This window comes from Sphingomonas sp. PL-96 (assembly GCF_020707215.1).
GTDB lineage: Bacteria > Pseudomonadota > Alphaproteobacteria > Sphingomonadales > Sphingomonadaceae > Sphingomonas.
Genome location: NZ_JAJFET010000001.1, coordinates 805,426 through 826,460, shown reverse-complemented (window position 1 = coordinate 826,460; position 21,035 = coordinate 805,426). Strand labels below are relative to the sequence as shown.

Here is a 21,035-nt window from a genome sequence, read left to right as displayed (position 1 = left end):
CTTTTCTGACAGCGTGACAGATTTGTCACGTATTTACCGTTACTTAATGTTTCTGCGCAACACCCTAACGTAAAATTGCGTTGAGTTATAATTTAATTACGTTAGCTGCGTTGACGTTGCCGCGACACGTCCGTTTACGCCCGCCGGTGACTCATTCGCGTCTTCTGCTGCTTTCCGTAGCGGGTCTTGCGCGTCCCCGGCTTGCCCTCGTTGGAGCGACCCATCATCGGCGCCTTGTGCTCCGCTACCGGCAGGCCGAGCTCCTCGTTTTCCAGGCTGCGGATCTCGTCGCGCAGTCGCCCGGCTTCCTCGAACTCCAGGTTCGCGGCGGCCTCGCGCATCTTCTTTTCCAGGCTCTCGATGTAGGAGCGCAGGTTGTGGCCGACCATGTGCGGCCGTTCCTCGTCGATCTCGACCGTGACCTGATCCTTGGAGGCGACATGGGCGATGATGTCGCCGATGTTGCGCTTGATCGTGGTCGGCGTGATGCCGTGCTCTAGGTTGTACGCCTTCTGCTTTTCGCGGCGGCGGTCGGTCTCCGCGATCGCGCGCTCCATGCTGCCGGTCATGCGATCGGCATAGAGGATCACGCGGCCTTCCACGTTGCGCGCGGCGCGGCCGATCGTCTGGATGAGCGAGGTTTCCGAACGGAGGAAGCCTTCCTTGTCGGCGTCGAGGATCGCGACCAGCCCGCATTCGGGGATGTCGAGGCCCTCGCGCAGCAGGTTGATGCCGACCAGCACGTCGTAGACGCCCAGTCGCAGGTCGCGGATCAGCTCGATGCGTTCCAGCGTCTCGACGTCGGAATGCATGTAGCGGACCTTGAGCCCGGCCTCGTGCATGAACTCGGTCAGATCCTCGGCCATGCGCTTGGTGAGGGTCGTCACCAGCGTGCGATAGCCGGCCTGCGCCGTCTTCTTCGCCTCGTGGATGAGGTCGTCGACCTGTTCCTCGACCGGCTTGATCTCGATCGGCGGGTCGATGAGGCCGGTGGGGCGGATGACCTGTTCGGAGAAGACGCCGCCGGTCTGCTCCAGCTCCCAGCCGCCCGGCGTTGCCGAGACGCAGACGGTCTGCGGGCGCATCGCATCCCATTCGTTGAACCGCAGCGGGCGGTTGTCGATGCACGACGGCAGGCGGAAGCCGTATTCGGCGAGCGTAATCTTGCGACGATGGTCACCGCGGGCCATGCCGTTGACCTGGCCGATGGTCTGGTGGCTCTCGTCCACGAACAGCAGCGCGTTTTCGGGAAGATATTCGAACAGCGTGGGCGGCGGCTCGCCGGGGAGGCGGCCGGTGAGGAAGCGCGAGTAGTTCTCGATGCCGGCGCAGCTGCCGGTGGCGGCGATCATCTCAAGGTCGAAGTTGGTGCGCTGCTCCAGCCGCTGGGCTTCCAGCAGCTTGCCTTCGATGTGGAGTTCCTTCAGCCGCTCGGCGAGCTCGTGCTTGATCGCCTCGCTGGCCTGCTTGAGCGTGGGGCCGGGCGTCACATAGTGCGAGTTGGCGTAGACGCGCACCGAGTTCAGCTCGGCGACCTTCTTGCCGGTCAGCGGATCGAACTCGGTGATTGCCTCGATCTCGTCGCCGAAGAAGGTGATGCGCCAGGCACTGTCCTCATAGTGCGAGGGGAACAGCTCCAGGCTGTCGCCGCGCACGCGAAAGGCACCGCGCTGGAAGGCGGCGTCATTGCGCTTGTACTGAAGCGCGACGAGCTTGCGCACGATCTCGCGCTGATCGACGACCTGGCCCTTCTTGAGGTCGAAGATCATCGCCGAATAAGTCTCGACCGAGCCGATGCCGTAGAGGCACGACACCGAGGCGACGATGATGACGTCGTCGCGTTCGAGCAGCGAGCGCGTAGCCGAGTGGCGCATCCGGTCGATCGCCTCGTTCACCGAGCTTTCCTTCTCGATGTAGGTGTCCGACCGCGGCACGTACGCCTCGGGCTGGTAATAGTCGTAGTAGCTGACGAAGTATTCGACCGCATTGTCGGGGAAGAAGCTCTTGAACTCGCCATAGAGCTGGGCGGCCAGGATCTTGTTCGGCGCCAGGATCAGCGCGGGACGCTGCAGCGCCTCGATCGTCTTGGCCATGGTGAAGGTCTTGCCCGAGCCGGTGACGCCCAGCAGCACCTGGTCGCGCTCGCCGGCCTCGGCGGCGGCGACGAGTTCGGCAATGGCCGTAGGCTGGTCGCCCGACGCCTCATATTCCGAGACGAGCTTGAACGGCTTGCCGCCCTCTACCTTGGGCGGGCGGGCCGGCCGGTGCGGCACGAACGAGGGGCCGGTCTCCGGCTCGGCAAGGCTGGTACGGATCTGGATCGCCATAGGGGCCCGATATGGGGATGCGGCCAAGCAGCGGCAACGTGAGCCCCAAGCTTTGCTTTGGTTGACCCGACGACGCGCACCCCATAGTGCGATGCCCTCGCAACAAGCCCAGGCAAGACGAACCGCGCCTGTTCCGGCGTGGCTGAAGGAAGAAGTGCATGACCGACGTCCGCGAACCCGCGCTCATCCCCGAGACCAGCGCGTTCCTCAACGTGAAGGTGCTGTGGGTCCGCCACTGGAACGACCGGCTGTTCTCGTTCGCGGTCGAGCGGCCGTCGAGCTTCCGCTTCCGTTCGGGCGAGTTCGTGATGATCGGCCTGCCGGGCGAGAAGAAGCCGATCATGCGCGCCTATTCGATAGCTAGTCCGCATTATGCCGAGGAGCTGGAGTTCCTGTCGATCAAGGTCGAGGACGGCCCCCTCACCTCCAAGCTGCAGCTGATCCAGCCGGGTGACGAGGTGTATCTGGGCAAGAAGCCGACCGGCACGCTCGTCACCGACGCGCTGACCGGCGGCAAGCGACTGTTCTTCTTCTCGACGGGCACCGGCCTGGCGCCGTTCCTGAGCCTGGCGCGCGATCCGGACGTCTATTCGATGTTCGACCAAGTGATCCTGGTGCATTCGGTGCGCCAGGTGAGCGACCTTGCCTATCATGATGAGCTCGCGTCGCGGCTGGCCGACGATCCGCTGGTGTCGGACGAGGCGCAGGTGCAGTTCCACTATATCCCGACCGTGACGCGCGAGGCGTTCCGCAACACCGGCCGCATCAACGACCTGATCGAGAGCGCGGCGCTGTTCGGCGAGCCGGTGCAGGGCCCGAAGAAGCTGGATCCGGAAACCGACCGCATCATGATGTGCGGCAGCATGGCAATGATCCGCGACTTCGCCGCGATGCTGGAGGGCATGGGCTTTGTGGAGGGCTCCAACGCCAGCCCGGGGCAGTATGTGATCGAGCGCGCCTTCGTCGACTGATCGAACCCGAGCCGGCGCTTCCTTCACCGTGCTCCTGCGCAGGCAGGAGCCCAGGGCCAAGCAGAACAACAGCTCGTAGCGCTTGGTACCCTGGGCTCCCGCCTGCGCGGGAGCACGAAGCAGTAGCGCCCGCCCATCTTGCCGCAGCGCAGCGAGCTTGCTAGAGGCGCGCCAGCATCGAGAGTCGGGGCGACCCCGACACCAACCTGCTCCCGAGCAAGGTGGTGCCTTCGCGCTTCGCGGGAAGGGATGTGGCCGGTCGGCAAACCACGGGACCCAAGCCACGCGTCGCACCGACTCTCCAACGAGGTACGACAAAGGCATGACCCAAGAACCCCAGCAGTTCGCCAGCGACAATTATGCCGGCATTTGCCCCGCGGCATGGGACGCGATGGCAGAGGCCAACCACGGCTATGTGCCCGCTTATGGCGAGGATCCGTGGACGCAGCGCGCCTCCGACTCGTTCCGCACCCTGTTCGAAACCGACTGCGAGGTGTTCTTCGCGTTCAACGGCACCGCGGCCAATTCGCTCGCTCTGGCGGCGCTGTGCCAGTCCTATCACAGCGTCATCTGCTCTTCGTCGGCGCACGTCGAGACCGACGAGTGCGGGGCGCCGGAGTTCTTTTCCAACGGCTCCAAGCTGCTGGTGGCGCAGACCGACGACGGCAAGCTGACGCCGGCGGCCGTGCGGGCGCTGGCGACCGGCCGTTCGGACATCCACTTCCCCAAGCCGCGCGCGGTGACGATCACTCAGCCGACCGAGACCGGCCAGGTCTACTCGCTGGACGAGATCCGGGCGCTGTCCGCCACCTGCCGTGAACTGGGCCTGCGGCTGCACATGGACGGCGCGCGCTTCGCCAACGCCTGCGCGGCACTCGGCTGCTCGCCGGCCGAGATGACCTGGCGTTCGGGCGTCGACGTGCTGTGCTTCGGCGGGACCAAGAACGGCATGGCGGCCGGCGAGGCGATCCTGTTCTTCGACCACGCCCTGGCGCTCGACTTCGATTACCGCTGCAAGCAGGCGGGGCAGCTCGCCTCCAAGATGCGCTTCCTGGCCGCCCCCTGGGTGGGCATGCTGGAGAGCGGCGTGTGGCTGAGCAATGCCGCCCACGGCAATGACTGTGCGCGGCGGCTGGCGACGGCAATCGCCGACCTGCCGGGCGTGGAGCCGATGTTCCCGGTGGAGGCGAACGCGGTGTTCCTGCGTGCGCCGGAGCCGGTGCTCGAAGGGCTGCGCGCGCGCGGCTGGCGCTTCTACACCTTCATCGGCGGCGGCGCCCGCTTCATGTTTGCGTGGGACGCGGACCTGGCGCGGGTAGATGCGCTTGCCCGGGATCTGCGTGCCGCAGTCCACGAGGCGCAGGCCGGCGCCACGCTGGCGGCCTGACCCTCTCTCCGCTGCGGGCCGCGCACTGCGGCTCGCGGCGGTCACCTCCACACCCGAACATTCTCCGACGCCGGGCGACGCTCGGCGGCTTACGCTCGCCTGTTGACGAATGCGCAGATTCGTTGTGTATTCACAACATCTGCAGCGGTGTGCGGTATGCTGAAGCTCTACAACAGGATTGCCCTCTTCCGAACCGAACGAGGTCTCACCCGCCGGGCGCTTGCCGAGGCGGTCGAGGTGAATCCGCAGACCATCGGCTATCTCGAGCGCGGCGACTACAAGCCCAGCCTGGAGCTGGCGATGAAGATCGCGGGCGTATTCGATGTGCCCATCGAGTTGCTGTTTTCCTTTTCGCCCTTTCCCCCGGTCGCGGACGCGCTGCGTCGAGCAGGAGAGCAATGATGGTTCGAAAGACCTTTGCCGAGCGGCTGGACGACAGCGTTCGATGGACCGGCATCCCCGACCTCGTGAAGAGGCCGCCGCATCGCCGGTCGCGGCGCTGGGCACCGCTGCTGGCGCTGACCCTTGCCACCGGCGGCCTGGTCTATGCCATCGTCGACGACGCCCGGCTGCCGTTCGGCTATATGTTCGTGATGGTGGGATTTGCGGTGGCGGTGTTCATGCCGCTATCCGGTCCCGTCAAGAACTGGACGGCGTCGGAAGTGGCCGACGAGCGTGAGCGTGAGCTTCGCCGTACCGCCTATCTGGTGGCGCTCACGGCGGTGGCTGTCACCGCCTATGGCGGCATCATCCTGCTTGCGGCGCTGCCCGTGGCACTGGGCTGGTCGATCGACCAGCTCTGTTCCAGGCTGATGGCGCTCGCCTTCTACCTCGCCACGCAATATTACGCAGTGCCCACGCTCTATGCGAGCTGGGCACTGCGGCCGGAACGGGAGGACGAGGACGCCTGACCGAAGTCAGGCGTTTTCGAGCAGGCGCTCCTTGGCGATCTTCTCGCGCCAGACCAGCGGCGCGAGGGTGTGGACGTTCTGTCCCTCCGCATCGACCGCGACGGTGACGGGGAAGTCCTGCACCTCGAACTCGTAGATGGCTTCCATCCCGAGGTCCTCGAAGCCGACGACCTTGGAACCCTTGATCGCGCGGGCGACGAGGTACGCAGCACCGCCGACCGCCATCAGATAGGCACTCTTGTTCTCGCGGATGGCGTCCGTCGCCGCCGGGCCGCGCTCCGCCTTGCCGACCATCGCGAGCAGGCCCTGGTCAAGCATCATGCGCGTGAACTTGTCCATGCGGGTGGCGGTGGTGGGGCCGGCCGGGCCGACGACTTCCTCACCGACGGGATCGACGGGGCCGACATAGTAGATCACGCGGCCCTTGAACTCGACCGGCAGTTCCTCGCCGCGGGCCAGCATGTCGGCGATGCGCTTGTGCGCGGCGTCGCGGCCGGTGAGCATCTTGCCGTTCAGCAGCAGGCGGTCGCCGTGCTTCCACGACTGCACCACTTCGGGCGTCAGCGTGTCGAGATCGACGCGCTTGGCTTCGGCCGACGGCTTCCACTCCACCTTCGGCCATTCGTCGAGCTTGGGCGCTTCCAGATAGACCGGGCCCGAGCCGTCGAGGGTGAAGTGTGCGTGACGGGTGGCGGCGCAGTTCGGGATCATCGCCACCGGCTTGGACGCGGCATGGGTCGGCCAGTCGAGGATCTTGATGTCGAGGATGGTGGACAAGCCACCCAGCCCCTGCGCGCCGATGCCGAGCGCGTTGACCTTGTCGAACAGTTCGATGCGCAGCGCCTCGATATCGTTCTGCGGGCCGCGCTGCTTGAGCTGTGCCATGTCGATGGCACCCATCAGCGATTCCTTGGCGAGCAGCATCGCCTTTTCGGCGGTACCGCCGATGCCGATGCCGAGCATGCCGGGCGGGCACCAGCCGGCACCCATCTGCGGCACCATCTCCAGCACCCAGTCGACGATCGAGTCGCTGGGGTTCATCATCTTGAACTTGGTCTTGTTCTCCGAGCCGCCGCCCTTGGCCGCTACGTCGACCGAGACGGTGCTGCCCGGCACCATCTCGACGTGCATCACGCTGGGCGTATTGTCGCGGGTGTTGCGGCGGGTGAAGGCGGGGTCGGCGAGGATCGAGGCGCGCAGCTTGTTCTCCGGGTGGAGATAGGCGCGGCGCACGCCCTCATCGACGACTTCCTGCAGCGAGCGGTTCGACTGGAGCCGGCAGTCCTGACCCCACTTCACGAACACGGTGACGATGCCGGTGTCCTGGCAGATCGGCCGATGCCCCTCCGCGCACATGCGGCTGTTCGTCAGGATCTGCGCGATGGCGTCCTTGGCCGCCGGGCTCTGTTCCGCCTCATAGGCCTGGCCCAGCGCGCGGATGTAATCCATCGGGTGGTAGTAGCTGATGAACTGGAGGGCGTCGGCGACGCTTTCGATCAGGTCGGCTTCGGTGATGATGGTGGTCATTGCGGGTCCATGTTCGGTTTGGGCCCCTATGCAACATGGGCGGGCTTACGAAAACCGCCCTCCGCGCGATCGGCACGCGCCTTGATCGCGGCGGCGGCCGTGCGTACCGACCGAGGCATGGACCCGCTGCCCCAGACCGACCAGGACGCCACCCAGGAGCTCGCCGCGCTCTCCGCCGAGATCGCGCGCCACAACCAGCTCTATCACGACGCCGACGCGCCGGAGATCAGCGACGCCGACTATGACGCGCTGGTCCGCCGCAATGCCGCGATCGAGGCCGCCTTCCCGCACCTGGTGCTGAGCGACTCGGCGGCGCGGCAGGTGGGCGCGACGCCGACCGGACACTTGGCCAAGGTGGCGCATGCGCGGCCGATGCTGAGCCTCGACAACGCATTCACCGACGAGGAGGTCGCGGACTTCGTCGGGCGCGTGCGACGGTTCCTGGCGCTGGCTGCCGATGCACCGGTGGTGCTGACCGCCGAGCCCAAGATCGACGGGCTGTCCTGTTCGCTCCGCTATGAGGACCGGCGGCTGGTGCGCGCGCTGACCCGCGGCGACGGCGCAGTGGGCGAAGACGTGACGGCGAACGTTCGCACGATCGCAGACATCCCCGAGACGCTGCCCGAGGACGCGCCCGAGCTCTTCGAGGTGCGGGGCGAGGTGTATATGGAGAAGGCGGCGTTCGCGGCGCTGAACGCGCGGCTGCTGGCCGATGCGGTCGATCCCGCCAAGGCGCGGCAGTTCGCGAATCCGCGCAATGCGGCTGCCGGATCGCTGCGCCAGAAGGATGCGGGGGTGACCGCCACCCGCCCCTTGCGGTTCCTGATGCACGGCTGGGGCGAGACCAGCAGCCTGCCCGGCGACACCCAGGCCGAGGTGGTGACGGCGATCCGCGGCTGGGGCTTTCCGGTTGCCGACAGCTTTGCACTGAGCCCGACGCTGGAGGACGCACTCGGCGTCTACCGCGCGATCGAGGCGCAGCGCGCGGACCTGCCGTTCGATATCGACGGCGTCGTCTACAAGGTCGACCGGCTCGACTGGCAGGCGCGGCTCGGCCAGGTCGGGCGTGCGCCGCGCTGGGCGCTGGCGCACAAGTTCCCGGCGGAGCGTGCGCAAACGACGCTGGAGCGGATCGACATCCAGGTCGGGCGCACGGGCAAGCTCACCCCGGTCGCGCGGCTGGAGGCGGTGACCGTGGGCGGCGTGGTCGTCACCAACGCGACGCTGCACAACGCCGACGAGATCGCGCGGCTGAGCGTGCGGCCGGGCGACCGGGTGGTGCTGCAGCGCGCGGGCGACGTAATCCCGCAGATCGTCGACAATCTGACCCGCGACGTGGCGCGGGAGCCTTGGGCGTTCCCGACCCATTGCCCGGAATGCGGCTCCGACGCGGTGGCCGAAGAGGGTGGGGTCGATATTCGCTGCACCGGGGGGCTGATCTGCCCGGCGCAGCGCGTCGAGCGGTTCAAGCATTTCGCCAGCCGCGGCGCGCTCGACATCGAGGGGCTGGGCGCGACCACGATCGAGGCCTTCGTGCGCGACGGGCTGCTGCACTCGCCGGCCGACATCTTTCGCCTGAAGGACCGCCGCGGCGACATCCTGGCGCGCGAACGCTGGGCGGAGATCTCGGTCGACAACCTGCTCGCCGCGATCGAGGCGAAGCGGGAACCCGACCCGGTGCGGCTGCTGTTCGGGCTGGGCATTCGCCACATCGGCATCGTGACGGCGCGCGACCTGCTCAAGCGCTATGCCACCCTGCCAGCGATCCAGACGCTGTCGGACGAGATCATCGCGCTGCGCCAGGGCATGGCACCGGTGGTGGGCGAGAGCGACCAGAAGTTCCAGGCGCGCGTCGACAAGGCGATCGCCGAGCACATCGGCGTCGAGAACGTCGGCGCGGCGGTGGGCCATGCGCTGGCGGACTTCTTTGCGGAGCCCCACAACCGCGATCTGTGGGCAGACTTGCTGAGCGAAGTATCGCCACCGGCTTTCGTGCCGGAGGTGCGCGACTCGGAAGTGACGGGACTGACGGTCGTCTTCACCGGCACCCTCGAAACCATGTCCCGCGACGAAGCGAAGGCGCAGGCGGAGGCGCTGGGCGCGCGCGTGGCAGGTTCCGTGTCCGCCAAGACCGGACTGGTCGTCGCCGGTGCAAACGCCGGGTCCAAGCTCAAGAAAGCAGCAGAACTGGGCATCCGCGTGGTAAACGAAAGCGAATGGGCGCAAATCGTTACGACAGCAGCATAATTTTAGGCGGACCACCGAGTGTGGCGTTTGTGCAACGCAGCAAAAAGCTTTTGGTTCCCCCTCCCCTCATTGTCACAAAGCGGACATATGAATCGCCCACGGGGCGGCCAGACGGTGAACGGGCACCGCGTCTGAGCATCCGCTCACGATAGGGGAACACATGCGTACGAAGCTTTTTGCAGGCGTGGCTTTCGCCGCGCTGGTCATTCCGGCTGCCGCGATGGCGCAGTCGACTGCATCGCAGGAGTTTAACGAGGGTAGCGAAGTCGTCGTCACGGGCCGGGCCGATCGGACGATCGGGGGCGTGGACCTTCCGAACCAGCCCAAGGCGCAGGTGGTCCTCGACAGCGAAATCATCCAGCGGCAGCGTCCGGGCCAGACGATCAACGACGTCATCAACCTGGTTCCGGGTGTCAGCTTCCAGAACAACGACCCCTATGGTTCGTCGGGCGGCGGCTTCCGCATCCGCGGCTTCGATTCGTCGCGCATCTCGCAGACGCTGGACGGCATTCCGCTGAACGACAGCGGCAACTACGCCATCTACACCAACCAGCAGGTCGACAGCGAGATCATCGACAACGTCAGCGTCAACCTGGGCGCGACCGACGTCGACAGCCCGACTGCCTCGGCCGTCGGCGGCACCGTGAACCTGCGCACCCGCGTCCCCGGCGATGAGTTGGGCGCGATGTTCACCGCTTCCTATGGTGAGTACGACTATCACCGCGTGTTCGGCATGATCGACACCGGCGACATCACCGGCATGGGCACCAAGGCGTTCGCCTCGGCTTCCTGGGTTTCGTACGACAACCCGTTCAACAATTACGGCCGCGTCAAGAAGCAGCAGTACAACGCCCGTATCTATCAGGATCTGGGCGGCAACGGCGACTTCGTCTCGATCGCTGGCCACTACAACCAGGCTCGCAACAACTTCTTCGGTTCGGGACCCCTGCGCGCGGACGAAGGCCGCACCACGGGTACCGGCAGCGGCAATCGCTTCCCGACCAGCTTCGGCGAAGCCAGCTATGACGTTCCGGCGTGCAGCACCGACACGCCGCAGGCGGGCGCGGTCGATGCACCCAACAGCTGCGCGACCGACTATGACCGTCGCTACAATCCGTCGAACACCGGCAACATTCGCGGCACGTCGCGCTTCACCCTGGCAGACGGCCTGACGCTGACGGTCGACCCGAGCTACCAGTACACCAAGGCGAACGGCGGCGGCACCGTCGTCGGCAGCGAAAGCGGTCGTACGGTCGCAGGTCAGACCTTCTACGGCTTCAGCGGCAACAGCTACTACTTCGGCCGCGACCTGAACGGCGACGGGGACACCCTCGACACGGTGCGTCTGCTGGCTCCGAGCCAGACGCAGACGAACCGCTACATGGTGATTTCGAACCTGGTGTATCAGATCAACGACGCGCACCGCGTTCGACTGTCCTACACCTATGATCGTGCGCGCCATCGTCAGACCGGTGAAACCGGCTACCTGTACAGCAATGGCGAGCCGTTCGACGTCTTCCCGATCAACGACCCGATCACCGACGTGGACGGCAACGTGGTCCAAAAGCGCGATCGCAAGTCGTACGCTATCCTGAACCAGGTGTCGGGCCAGTATCGCGGCGAGTTTCTTGAGAACAACCTTGTGCTCGACCTCGGCCTGCGCGTGCCGTTCTTCAAGCGGGACCTGAACCAGAACTGCTTCACCACCGCTGCCAACGGCAACGTCGACTGCATCTCGTCGGACAACGCGGCTGCCTATGCCGCAGCGAACCCCGGCTATGCAGCGCCACGCTCGCGTGACTATAAGTACAACCGTGCGCTTCCGAATGTCGGGCTGACCTACAACTTCACGCCGCAGGCCAGCATCTTCGCCAGCTACGCGAAGGGCCTGTCGGTTCCGGGTACGGACACCCTGTACAGCGCGCTTTACTTCGACGAGGGCGTTGAAGGTGCGGATCCGGCTCCGGAGACCACCGACAGCTTCGACCTGGGCCTGCGCTACCGGTCGGGTATCGTCACGGCACAGCTGGGCGGCTACTACATCAAGTTCAAGAACCGCATCGCCACCGCGTTCGATGCTGAGCTTGGCGAGAGCGTCTCCCGCAACATCGGCAAGGTCAACCGCTACGGCTTCGACGGCAGCATCTCGGTGCAGCCGATCCGCGAGATCACGGCCTATGTCTTCGGTTCCTACTTGAACTCGGAGATCCAGGACGATCTGCAGACCGGCGCGAGCACCTTCCTGGCGACTGCTGGCAAGCAGGAGTCGGGCATGTCGAAGTGGAGCTTCGGGGGCCGTCTGCAGGGCACGCTGGGTCCGATTGAGCTTGGTGCGCAGGTGAAGTACACCGGCCCGCGCTTCATCAACGACATCAACGAGCCGCTGGTTCAGACCGTCAATGGCGTCGCCAACACCGAGGTTTTCCCGGCCAAGGTGGACGGCTACACGCTGGTCGACCTCGATGCGCGCTTCTCGCTGGAGAAGCTGGGCCTCGAGAAGACCTTCTTCCAGCTGAACGTGTCGAACCTCTTCAATGAGTTTTACGTCGGCTACATCAGCGGCAGCTCGGGCAACACGAGCGTTCCGTTCGTGCAGTTCGGTGCTCCACGCGCCGTCAGCGGCTCGGTCGTGATCGCCTTCTAAGCCTTCGGACCGGACCTAAAGCAGGCCGCCGTTCCCCCCACCGGGGGAGCGGCGGTTTCGCTTTTTGGCGAGGTGTGTGGCTTCCGCGCCCCTATCGCGCACAGTGCACCCGCAGTAAGGCGGCGGCATCATGGCAGCCGTGTCCTCCCTCTTCTCGCGCCCGTTCTTTGAAGAAAAGACGCGGGCCTTCTGGATACTCCAGGCAGCGGGTTGGAGCGGCTATCTGCTGCTGCGCACCGTCTCCACCGTCTTCAACGCGCCGAGTGCCAAGGTGGTGCTGGGCGTCATCGTCGAATCCATCGTCGGCTATTGCCTGACGCTGCTGATGTCGGTGCTGTATGGCAGCTATCGCAAGCTGCCGCGGCTGTGGGCGATCGTCTGCACGTTGCTGACGCTGGTGGTCGCGACGCTGCTCTATGCGGTGATCGAGGCCTATACCTTCTCCCTCTTCCGCACGAACGCCCCGGTCGCAGTGCTGGACCTGTCGCTGCTGCCGGCGTTGCTGTTCCTTACCTCTACCGTGCTGGCGGGCTGGTCGGCGCTCTACTTCGGCATCAACTTCTACCTGATCGTCGAGCAGCAGAGCCGCACCATGCAGGCGCTAGAGAACCAGGCGTCGTCGGCGCAGCTGGCGATGCTGCGCTACCAGCTGAACCCGCACTTCCTGTTCAACACGCTCAACTCGATTTCGACGCTGGTGCTGCTCAAGCACACCGAACGCGCGAACATCATGCTGTCGCGGCTGTCCTCGTTCCTGCGCTACACGCTTGCCAACGAGCCGACCGCGCACGTGACGCTGGCGCAGGAGGTGGAGACGCTGAAGCTCTACCTCGATATCGAAAAAATGCGCTTCGAGGAGCGGTTGCAGACGCGCTTCGACATCGATCCGCGCGTCGCCAACGCCCGCCTGCCCTCGCTGCTGCTGCAGCCGCTGGTCGAAAACGCGATCAAATACGCAGTTACCCCGAAGGAAGAGGGGGCCGAGATTTCGGTTACGGCTCGGCTCGCCGGGGAACGGGTGCAGATTGGCGTTTCGGACACCGGCCCGGGCTTGAACGAGGCGTCGCGCAGGCCGACCTTATCGACCGGCGTGGGACTGGCAAACATCCGGGAGCGACTGGCGCAGGCATATGGTGAGGACCATCGCCTCGACACGCGGTCGATTCCGGGCAGCGGGTTCAGCGTCGAGATCGAAATTCCGTTCCAGGTCGAGGAACGCACGCGAGAGGCTGCATGACCATCCGTACCATCCTAGTCGACGACGAGCCGCTGGCCATCCAGGGGCTGGAACTGCGCCTGCAGACGCATGAAGACGTCGAGATCGTCGACAAGTGCGTCAACGGCCGCGAGGCCATCCGTTCGATCAAGACGCACAAGCCCGACCTTGTCTTTCTGGACATCCAGATGCCGGGCTTCGACGGCTTCTCGGTCGTGCAGGGGCTCATGGAGGTCGAGCCGCCGCTGGTGGTGTTCGTCACCGCCTATTCCGACCACGCGCTGCGCGCGTTCGAGGCGCAGGCGGTCGATTACCTCATGAAGCCGGTGGACGACTCCCGGCTCGCCGACACGCTCGACCGCGTACGCCAGCGATTGAGCGAGAAGCGCGGCCAGGCCGAGGTCGACCGGCTGAAGGAAGTGCTGGCCGAGGTCGCGCCGGAAGCTGCCGAGACGCTGTCGGACGGCGTGGACGGCGGCCACAACGCCAACCGCTTCGAAAAGCTGATCAACATCAAGGATCGCGGCCAGATCTTCCGCGTCGACGTCGACACGATCGAACGCATCGACGCGGCCGGCGATTACATGTGCATCTACACCGGCGACAACACGCTGATCCTGCGCGAGACGATGAAGGACCTGGAAAAGCGGCTCGACCCGCGCCGGTTCCAGCGCGTCCACCGCTCGACGATCGTCAACCTGGATCTGGTCAAGCAGGTGAAGCCGCACACCAACGGCGAGTGCTTCCTGGTGCTGGATTCGGGCGCACAGGTGAAGGTCAGCCGCAGCTATCGCGACGTGGTGGCGCGCTTCGTTCACTGAGGCGGGCGGCCGGTTCGGCTGTTCCGGGGCGATTTCCCGGTAGAGATCGGATTGAGGTGCAAAGGCGCGGGTGGGTGCCGGTCTTTCGCGCCCCCGGCATCCCCGCGGGGGCAGCGGATCGAGGGTTGTGCTGAACAACCGCCGACGGCGCGTGGAACCCTGGGCTCCCGCCTTCGCGGGAGCACAAAGAGGGGGTTTGCCGAATGGTTAGGCGCCTCCCAGTTCCTCGGAAAGTCAGCCCCCGCCCCCCCGTGCCGTATCCCCGCGCAGGCGGGGATCCAGAGTTACCCAGAGCAACGGCCGATAGCGCCGGGAACCCTGGGCTCCCGCCTTCGCGGGAGCACCAGAAGGAGATTTCGGAGGGTTGCTCACCTTTGAGCGGGCGCCCCAACTGGGCCCCGGCCTTCGCCGAGCTACGGGTCGGCGTGCGTGGAGCGCTATGCGCGAACACCGATGCAAGAAGGGCCACCCTGGGGTGGCCCTTTTTCATTCAGCCCTGCGGCTCTTCGGTGCTCTCGGTCGCGTCCGCCTCGGTGCCGGTCTGGAACCAGGCTTCGACCGGACCGGTAAGCTTGATCGTCAGCGGCTGGCCGTGACGGTCCATCTTCTTGCCAAGCCCGACGCGGATCCAGCCTTCGGAAATCGAATATTCCTCGACGTCGCGGCGCTCCACGCCCTTGAAGCGGATGCCGACGCCGCGTTCCAGCGCCTCACGGTCGAAGTGCGGGCTGCGCGGGTTGATCGAAAGGTGGTCGGGGGGTGTATCGCTCATGGGCGGCCGCATGGCGCAAAAGCGCGTCCGCGCCAACAAAAAAAGGGCGGCGCGAGCCCTGCCCGCGCCGCCCCTCGCTCAAACGTCCGCTTGGCTCAGTTGCAGACGCGCACACGCACCGGGTGACCATAATAGGGGTCGTAGCGGCGCTCGTCCCAGCACCGGCGATCATCGCGGTAGCGATCGGCATAATAGCCGTCGGCCGGATAATAGCCGCGCTCACGATAATAGCGGTCGTCGTAGTCATAATCGTAGCCGCGGTCGCGATAGTAGCGGTCGCGATAGGCGCGATCATTGGCGTCCGAGGCGAGCGCCGCACCCAGCACCACGCCGACGACACCGGCCGCCAGTGCCGGACCTGCCGAGCTGCGGCCGTGATAATGGTGATAGCGCGGGTAATAGCCGCCGCGATAGCGCTGCGCCTCCGCGGGGGCCGCTGCGGTCAGGGCGGTTGCGGCCAAGGCGAGGCCCAGGCCGGCCTTCTTCAACAGGGTCTTCATCTGCCAACTCCTCCTTTCGCGCGCGCGGGCGTGACGGGCATCAACGCAGGACGGGCGCCGAAGATCGGCAGGTAGCGCAGCAGCACTGAACCAGACGGTAACCGCCTGTTCAGCCGCGGTTTATCCAGGAAAAACAAAGGGCGCCGGATGCTGGTGCATCCGACGCCCTTTGTGTCGAGAGCTGCGAGGCTCAGGCCGCCTTCGACCGCGACATGCGCTTGCGCACGTTCGGGTCAAGGTACCGCTTGCGAAGACGGATGTTCTTCGGCGTGACTTCGACCATCTCGTCGTCGTCGATGTAGGCGATGGCCTGCTCCAGCGTCATCTTCTTCGGCGGGGTCAGGCGAATGGCATCGTCCTTGCCGCCCGACGCGCGGAAGTTGGTGAGCTGCTTCGCCTTCATCGGGTTGACCTCAAGGTCGTCCGTCTTGGCGTTCTCGCCGATGATCATGCCCTCATAGAGCGCCTCGCCATGGCCGACGAACAGCACGCCACGATCCTCGAGCGGCCCAAGCGCATAGCCCTGGGCCTCGCCCGCGCCGTTGGAGATCAGCACGCCGTTCTTGCGGCCTTCGATCGCGCCCTTGTGGGGGCCGTACTTCTCGAACAGGCGGTTCATGATGCCGGTGCCGCGGGTGTCCGACAGGAACTCGCCGTGGTAGCCGATCAGGCCACGCGACGGTGCCGAGAAGGTGATGCGGGTCTTGCCGCCACCCGACGGACGCATGTCCGTCATCTCGGCCTTGCGCTGGTTCATCTTGTCGACGACCGTGCCCGAGAATTCATCGTCCACGTCGATGACGACCGTCTCGTACGGCTCGGTCTTCTTGCCTTCCTCGTCGGTGCCGAACAGCACGCGCGGGCGGCTGATGCCAAGCTCGAAGCCCTCGCGGCGCATCGTCTCGATCAGAACGCCCAGCTGAAGCTCGCCGCGGCCGGCGACTTCGAAGCTGTCCTTGTCCTCGCTCTCGGTGACCTTGATCGCGACGTTGGACTCGGCTTCGCGCTCCAGGCGGTCACGGATCATGCGGCTGGTGACCTTCGAGCCCTCACGCCCTGCCATCGGCGAGTCGTTGACGGCGAAACGCATCGACAGCGTCGGCGGATCGATCGGCTGCGCCTGGATCGCCTCCGTCACGGTCGTGTCGCAGATCGTGTTCGACACGGTTGCGACGGCAAGACCGGCGAGGCTGATGATGTCGCCAGCCTTGGCTTCCTCGGTCGGCACGCGCTCCAGACCCTGGAAGGTCATGATCTTGGAGGCGCGGCCGGTCTCGATCACGTTGCCCGCCATGTCGAGCGCGTGGATCGGCTGGTTGAGCTTCACCGTGCCCGACTGGACGCGGCCGGTGAGGATGCGGCCCAGGAAGTTGTCACGGTCGAGCAGCGTCACCAGGAAGCTGAACGGCGCATCGACGTCGAGGTTCGGCGCCGGCACGTGGCTGACGATCTTCTCGAACAGCGGGGTCAGCGTGCCTTCGCGCGCATCGGGATTGTCCGAGGCATAGCCGTTGCGGCCCGAGGCGTAGAGCACGGGGAAGTCGAGCTGCTCGTCGGTCGCGTCGAGCGACACGAACAGGTCGAACACCTCGTCCAGCACTTCCTGAACGCGGCTGTCGGCGCGGTCGATCTTGTTGACGACGACGATCGGCTTCAGGCCGAGCTTCAGCGCCTTGCCGGTCACGAACTTCGTCTGCGGCATCGCGCCTTCCGACGAGTCGACCAGCAGGATCACGCCGTCAACCATCGAGAGGATGCGCTCCACCTCGCCGCCGAAGTCGGCGTGGCCGGGGGTGTCGACGATGTTGATGCGCACCGGCTCGCCGCCGCCCGGAGGGGCCCATTCGACCGAGGTCGGCTTGGCGAGAATGGTGATCCCGCGCTCCTTCTCGAGGTCGTTGGAGTCCATCGCGCGCTCTTCCACGCGCTGGTTGTCGCGGAAGGTGCCCGACTGGCGGAACAGCTGGTCGACGAGGGTGGTTTTGCCATGATCGACGTGCGCGATGATGGCGATGTTGCGCAGGCTCATTCAATTTCCCGGAAAGTGGCCGACGCAATGCGCGGGCGGTTTCGGCGCGGCCCATAGCCTATTTGCCGCGGCGCGGAAAGGTCATTCGACGAAGCGGCTGCCCGCATCCACATGGACATGACACGCCGGCGTGTTGTTTGCCTGATACACTTGCGCCGCTGCGGCAAGCAACTATCCTCAGGAGCGACAGACACAGGAGACGATATGGCGACGCAGGTAGCGGAACAGGAGCTAAAACTCGAAGCGCCGGATCCCGTGCCCGCCGTTGCGCCTGCCAAGGCGTCGGGCCTGGTGCCGGTGGACGACACCAAGAAGTCGGAGCTGGAAAGCCGCGTCGACAGCTTCATCGACGACCTGATCGCGCAGGACGTGAACTCGCCGGAGTTCGGCAAGCGCGTCGATGCCATCACCAACATGGGCGCGCGCGAAATCCGCGAGGCGGCCGGCCAGTCGAACCGCTTCCTCGACCGCCCGGTCAAGGCGATGGACCAGGAGTCCGGCGTCGGTGCCGACCTCGCCCAGCTGCGCCGCACGATCGAGGATCTGGATCCGGGCAAGCAGGGCAACCTGCTGGCGCCCAAGAAGCTGTTCGGCATCCTGCCCTTCGGCAACAAGATGCGCGACTATTTCGACAGCTACAAAAGCTCGCAGACCCATATCGCGCAGATCCTGAAGAGCCTGCAGTCCGGCAAGGACGAGCTGCTGATGGACAATGCCGCCATCGACGTGGAGCGGCAGAACCTGTGGGCGGCGATGGGTCGGCTGGAGCAGATGATCTATCTGTCCAAGGAGATGGATCGCAAGCTGGAGGACAAGGCGAACGACCTGGACCACAGCGATCCGGCCAAGGCCAAGGCGATCCGCGAGAGCGCGCTCTTCTATGTGCGCCAGCGCAGCCAGGACCTGCTGACTCAGATGGCGGTGACGGTGCAGGGCTATCTGGCCCTGGACCTGGTCAAGAAGAACAATGTCGAGCTGGTGAAGGGCGTCGATCGCGCCTCCACCACCACGGTCGGCGCGCTGCGCACGGCAGTGACGGTGGCACAGGCGCTCACCAACCAGAAGCTGGTGCTCGACCAGATCACCGCGCTCAACACGACGACCGCGAACATCATCGATTCGACCGGCAAGCTCTTGAAGTCGCAGACCGCGCAGATTCACGAGCAGGCCGCAGCCTCGGCGATTCCGGTGGAGACGCTGCAGCGCGCGTTCCAGAACATCTATGACACGATGGACGCGATCGACACGTTCAAGCTCAAGGCGCTCGACAGCATGAAGACCACGGTCAACACGCTGTCGAACGAGGTCGAGCGGTCGAAGGGCTATATCGCCCGGGCCGAAGGCGCCGCGCAGAACGCCGGTGGCGGCGGCGAGACCTTTAAGCTCGAGGCGCTGTAAGGAACCGGCATGCAGAGCGAAGTCGACCACCAGATCGCCCGATCGACCGAAGTGCTGGAGCGCTCGCGCGACCGCCACCGCGGCGGCGCGCAGCGCGTGAAGCGCCGGCGGGAAGCCGAGGTGCTGCGGCGCGTCGGCCGCATCGCCATCGCGGATCTCGCCATCCTGATCGGGGCGCTGGTGGTCGGCTGGTTCGTGCCGCTGGGCATCGGCGGCGCGATGCTGGTGATGGCGCTGCTGATCGCCGCGACCGCGCTGTTCGCGATCTTCCCGGTGGTGAAGGCGGCGACGCCCGAGACCTTCGCGGCGGCGCCGTTGAAGGCGCTGCCGCAGCAGACGGAACGCTGGCTGGAGACGCAGCGCCCCGCCCTGCCCGCACCGGCACGCACGCTCACCGACTCGATCGGCGTCCGGCTCGACACGCTCAGCCAGCAGCTGGGCGCGCTGGACGAGCGCGAGCCGGCCGCGGCGGAAGTGCGCAAGCTGGTCGGCGAGCAGCTCCCCGAGCTGGTGCGCGGGTACCAGCGCGTGCCGGAGCCGTTGCGTGGGGTTGAGCGCAACGGCCGCACCCCGGACGACCAGCTGCTTGAAGGGTTGAAGGTCATCGACGAGGAAATCGCCGACATGAGCCGCCAGCTGGCGCAGGGCGACCTGGACAGCCTGGCGACGCGCAACCGCTATCTTCAGATCAAGTACCGCGACGACGAGACGCTGGCCTAGCCCACGGCGAAGAGCCTAGCCTGACAGGGCGGCGGGACGCTGGAATGCGCACCGCCGCGCAAGCCGGGTATCACCAGTCGCCAGGCCTGGTGCTCGGCGACGTCGACGGCCATGCCGCCACGGCAACGGCAGCAAGTGCCGGCAGTTCCCTGACACCCAAGGACCAGCCCTATGGCGGCCGCAGCTACAGCGCGCGCGACCCGGAGGGTACCGGATGAACCTTCGGCAGCCACGCCCCTGCGCCTGCTGAAGCGCACCGATCCGCGCCCTTGCTTCGGTGAACAGGGCATCCTGGGTTGGACAGGGAAGCCGGACTGGCCCACAGCGCGCGCGTGACCGATAGCTTCATCCCCGACGAGCGTCCTGCAGAAGAGCAACGCTCGGCACAGTGGACCGCGCATGGAACCGCCGCGTATCGCCGCATCAGCCTGGCGCTGTTCCTCGCGGGCTTTGCGACGTTCTCGCTGATCTATTGCGTGCAGCCGCTGCTGCCGGAGTTCGCACAGGACTTTGTCGTGGCGCCCGGCGTCGCGTCGCTGGCCCTGTCGCTGACAACCGGGTTGTTGGCGCTCGCGATCTTCGCGGCCGGCGCAGTCTCCCAGATGGTGCCGCGACGCGGACTGATGTTCGGGTCGATGGCGGGAGCCGCGGTGCTCAACGTGGCGGCGGCGTGGACACCCAGCTTTCCGCTGCTGCTGATGGCCCGCGCGCTGGAGGGACTGGTGCTGGGCGGCGTACCGGCCGTGGCGATGGCCTATCTGGCCGAGGAGATCGACCCCGCGCACCTGGGTCGGGCGATGGGCCTCTATGTCGCGGGCACTGCGTTTGGCGGGATGATGGGCCGCGTCGGCATGGGGCTCGCGACCGACCTCACCAGCTGGCGCGGGGCGATGGCGCTGTTGGGCGGGCTTGATCTGGTGGCGGCGGTCGGCTTCGCGCTGCTGCTGCCGGCGTCGCGCAACTTCGCGATCGTGCGGGGATTTGACCCCGGATTCCACCTGCGTGCCTGGGGGGCGCATCTGCGCGACCCGCGGCTGTTGCGCCTGTTCGCCCTCGCCTTTTTGCTGATGAGCGTGTTCGTGGCGCTGTTCAACTATGCGGGGTTCCGGCTGGCGGCGCCGCCGTACCGCCTGGGCCAGACCGCCACCAGCATGATCTTCCTGACCTATGCGCTGGGGATGGTCGCCTCCTCCAGCGCGGGCCGGCTGGCGGACCGGCACGGCCGGGCGCGCACGCTGGGAGTGGGATTGGCGCTGCTGCTGGCAGGCATCGCGCTGACCTTGTCGGCCAGCCTGGTGCTGATCGTGGCCGGCATCACGCTGCTGACGATCGGCTTCTTCATCGGCCATTCGGTGGCCAGCGGCTGGGTTGGACGGGTGGCACACGGGGCCAAGGGACATGCCGCCTCGCTCTACCTGCTGTTCTACTATCTGGGGTCGAGCGTTACCGGAACCCTGGGCGGCTGGTTCTGGCAGCATGGCGGGTGGCATGCGTTGGCGGCACTGACCGCGGTGCTGACGCTGGTCGGCTTCTGGGTGCTGAACGGATTGCGCGAGGCGGGTTGA

The 21,035-nt window shown here is 66.0% G+C and carries 17 protein-coding genes and 1 riboswitch; of the genes, 12 read left to right on the top strand and 5 right to left on the bottom strand.

The window, feature by feature from the left end; translation table 11 throughout:
- Positions 1–134: 134 nt before the first annotated feature.
- Positions 135–2,327: an excinuclease ABC subunit UvrB gene (gene uvrB / locus LK533_RS03850; RefSeq protein WP_229361441.1), complete on the bottom strand. Its 2,193-nt coding sequence runs from the start codon at positions 2,325–2,327 to the stop codon at positions 135–137.
- A gap of 158 nt (positions 2,328–2,485) precedes the next feature.
- On the opposite strand from uvrB, the gene LK533_RS03845 reads away from it, so the two are divergent.
- The 4 genes from LK533_RS03845 (at position 2,486) to LK533_RS03830 (ending at position 5,596) form a co-directional block, all read left to right on the top strand.
- Positions 2,486–3,298 (top strand): ferredoxin--NADP reductase, encoded by an 813-nt coding sequence (locus tag LK533_RS03845; protein ID WP_229361440.1) that lies wholly within the window; start codon positions 2,486–2,488, stop codon positions 3,296–3,298.
- A 169-nt stretch (positions 3,299–3,467) separates the two neighbouring features.
- A riboswitch (SAM-I-IV-variant riboswitch) is annotated at positions 3,468–3,578 on the top strand.
- A gap of 42 nt (positions 3,579–3,620) precedes the next feature.
- The gene (locus LK533_RS03840; RefSeq protein ID WP_229361439.1) at positions 3,621–4,685 is read left to right on the top strand and encodes a threonine aldolase family protein; all 1,065 of its coding nucleotides are present in this window, start codon (positions 3,621–3,623) and stop codon (positions 4,683–4,685) included.
- A 156-nt stretch (positions 4,686–4,841) separates the two neighbouring features.
- Positions 4,842–5,087 (top strand): helix-turn-helix transcriptional regulator, encoded by a 246-nt coding sequence (locus tag LK533_RS03835; RefSeq protein WP_229361438.1) that lies wholly within the window; start codon positions 4,842–4,844, stop codon positions 5,085–5,087.
- A complete protein-coding gene (locus LK533_RS03830; protein ID WP_229361437.1) occupies positions 5,087–5,596 on the top strand; it encodes a hypothetical protein in 510 nt (169 codons plus the stop codon). The genes LK533_RS03835 and LK533_RS03830 overlap by 1 nt, the downstream gene beginning before the upstream one ends.
- A gap of 6 nt (positions 5,597–5,602) precedes the next feature.
- On the opposite strand, the gene LK533_RS03825 is transcribed toward LK533_RS03830, so the two are convergent.
- Entirely contained in the window at positions 5,603–7,123 is a 1,521-nt protein-coding gene (locus tag LK533_RS03825) for a fumarate hydratase (protein WP_229361436.1), read from the bottom strand.
- 117 nt (positions 7,124–7,240) lie between these two features.
- Between LK533_RS03825 and ligA the strand changes: the two genes are divergently transcribed.
- From ligA to LK533_RS03805, 4 genes are all read left to right on the top strand, one after another.
- On the top strand, positions 7,241–9,370 hold the full coding sequence (ligA, locus tag LK533_RS03820) for an NAD-dependent DNA ligase LigA (RefSeq protein WP_229361435.1): 2,130 nt from the start codon (positions 7,241–7,243) through the stop codon (positions 9,368–9,370).
- Positions 9,371–9,530: 160 nt separating this feature from the next.
- Positions 9,531–12,014: a TonB-dependent receptor gene (locus LK533_RS03815; RefSeq protein ID WP_229361434.1), complete on the top strand. Its 2,484-nt coding sequence runs from the start codon at positions 9,531–9,533 to the stop codon at positions 12,012–12,014.
- Between the two features lie 130 nt (positions 12,015–12,144).
- Complete coding sequence (locus LK533_RS03810; protein ID WP_229361433.1) at positions 12,145–13,251, top strand: sensor histidine kinase; 1,107 nt, start codon at positions 12,145–12,147, stop codon at positions 13,249–13,251.
- Positions 13,248–14,051, top strand: coding sequence for a LytR/AlgR family response regulator transcription factor (locus tag LK533_RS03805; RefSeq protein WP_229361432.1), 804 nt, complete (start codon positions 13,248–13,250; stop codon positions 14,049–14,051). Before LK533_RS03810 ends, LK533_RS03805 begins: the two co-directional genes overlap by 4 nt.
- A gap of 490 nt (positions 14,052–14,541) precedes the next feature.
- Here the strand turns inward: LK533_RS03805 and LK533_RS03800 are convergent, their stop codons facing one another.
- From LK533_RS03800 to typA, 3 genes are all read right to left on the bottom strand, one after another.
- A complete protein-coding gene (locus LK533_RS03800; RefSeq protein ID WP_229361431.1) occupies positions 14,542–14,823 on the bottom strand; it encodes a DUF3297 family protein in 282 nt (93 codons plus the stop codon).
- Between the two features lie 95 nt (positions 14,824–14,918).
- On the bottom strand, positions 14,919–15,323 hold the full coding sequence (locus LK533_RS03795; RefSeq protein WP_229361430.1) for a hypothetical protein: 405 nt from the start codon (positions 15,321–15,323) through the stop codon (positions 14,919–14,921).
- 190 nt (positions 15,324–15,513) lie between these two features.
- Entirely contained in the window at positions 15,514–17,352 is a 1,839-nt protein-coding gene (gene typA / locus LK533_RS03790) for a translational GTPase TypA (RefSeq protein ID WP_229361429.1), read from the bottom strand.
- 204 nt (positions 17,353–17,556) lie between these two features.
- On the opposite strand from typA, the gene LK533_RS03785 reads away from it, so the two are divergent.
- From LK533_RS03785 to LK533_RS03770, 4 genes are all read left to right on the top strand, one after another.
- Positions 17,557–18,750, top strand: a complete 1,194-nt coding sequence (locus LK533_RS03785; protein WP_229361428.1) for a toxic anion resistance protein — start codon at positions 17,557–17,559, stop codon at positions 18,748–18,750.
- Positions 18,751–18,759: 9 nt separating this feature from the next.
- Positions 18,760–19,470 carry a hypothetical protein gene (locus LK533_RS03780; protein ID WP_229361427.1) on the top strand — a complete coding sequence of 237 codons (711 nt, stop codon included), beginning with the start codon at positions 18,760–18,762 and terminating at the stop codon, positions 19,468–19,470.
- 44 nt (positions 19,471–19,514) lie between these two features.
- Positions 19,515–19,688, top strand: a complete 174-nt coding sequence (locus tag LK533_RS03775; protein WP_229361426.1) for a hypothetical protein — start codon at positions 19,515–19,517, stop codon at positions 19,686–19,688.
- A gap of 114 nt (positions 19,689–19,802) precedes the next feature.
- Positions 19,803–21,035 carry an MFS transporter gene (locus LK533_RS03770; protein ID WP_229361425.1) on the top strand — a complete coding sequence of 411 codons (1,233 nt, stop codon included), beginning with the start codon at positions 19,803–19,805 and terminating at the stop codon, positions 21,033–21,035.

Bases quoted from the DNA above. Each gene is read 5' to 3' on its own strand.
- LK533_RS03825 (WP_229361436.1), bottom strand. From the start codon at position 7,123: ATGACCACCATCATCACCGAAGCCGACCTGATCGAAAGCGTCGCCGAC.
- LK533_RS03795 (WP_229361430.1), bottom strand. From the start codon at position 15,323: ATGAAGACCCTGTTGAAGAAGGCCGGCCTGGGCCTCGCCTTGGCCGCA.
- LK533_RS03785 (WP_229361428.1), top strand. From the start codon at position 17,557: ATGGCGACGCAGGTAGCGGAACAGGAGCTAAAACTCGAAGCGCCGGAT.
- typA (WP_229361429.1), bottom strand. From the start codon at position 17,352: ATGAGCCTGCGCAACATCGCCATCATCGCGCACGTCGATCATGGCAAA.
- LK533_RS03830 (WP_229361437.1), top strand. From the start codon at position 5,087: ATGGTTCGAAAGACCTTTGCCGAGCGGCTGGACGACAGCGTTCGATGG.
- LK533_RS03810 (WP_229361433.1), top strand. From the start codon at position 12,145: ATGGCAGCCGTGTCCTCCCTCTTCTCGCGCCCGTTCTTTGAAGAAAAG.
- LK533_RS03835 (WP_229361438.1), top strand. From the start codon at position 4,842: ATGCTGAAGCTCTACAACAGGATTGCCCTCTTCCGAACCGAACGAGGT.
- LK533_RS03805 (WP_229361432.1), top strand. From the start codon at position 13,248: ATGACCATCCGTACCATCCTAGTCGACGACGAGCCGCTGGCCATCCAG.
- LK533_RS03775 (WP_229361426.1), top strand. From the start codon at position 19,515: ATGCGCACCGCCGCGCAAGCCGGGTATCACCAGTCGCCAGGCCTGGTG.
- LK533_RS03840 (WP_229361439.1), top strand. From the start codon at position 3,621: ATGACCCAAGAACCCCAGCAGTTCGCCAGCGACAATTATGCCGGCATT.
- uvrB (WP_229361441.1), bottom strand. From the start codon at position 2,327: ATGGCGATCCAGATCCGTACCAGCCTTGCCGAGCCGGAGACCGGCCCC.
- LK533_RS03845 (WP_229361440.1), top strand. From the start codon at position 2,486: ATGACCGACGTCCGCGAACCCGCGCTCATCCCCGAGACCAGCGCGTTC.
- LK533_RS03815 (WP_229361434.1), top strand. From the start codon at position 9,531: ATGCGTACGAAGCTTTTTGCAGGCGTGGCTTTCGCCGCGCTGGTCATT.
- ligA (WP_229361435.1), top strand. From the start codon at position 7,241: ATGGACCCGCTGCCCCAGACCGACCAGGACGCCACCCAGGAGCTCGCC.
- LK533_RS03800 (WP_229361431.1), bottom strand. From the start codon at position 14,823: ATGAGCGATACACCCCCCGACCACCTTTCGATCAACCCGCGCAGCCCG.
- LK533_RS03780 (WP_229361427.1), top strand. From the start codon at position 18,760: ATGCAGAGCGAAGTCGACCACCAGATCGCCCGATCGACCGAAGTGCTG.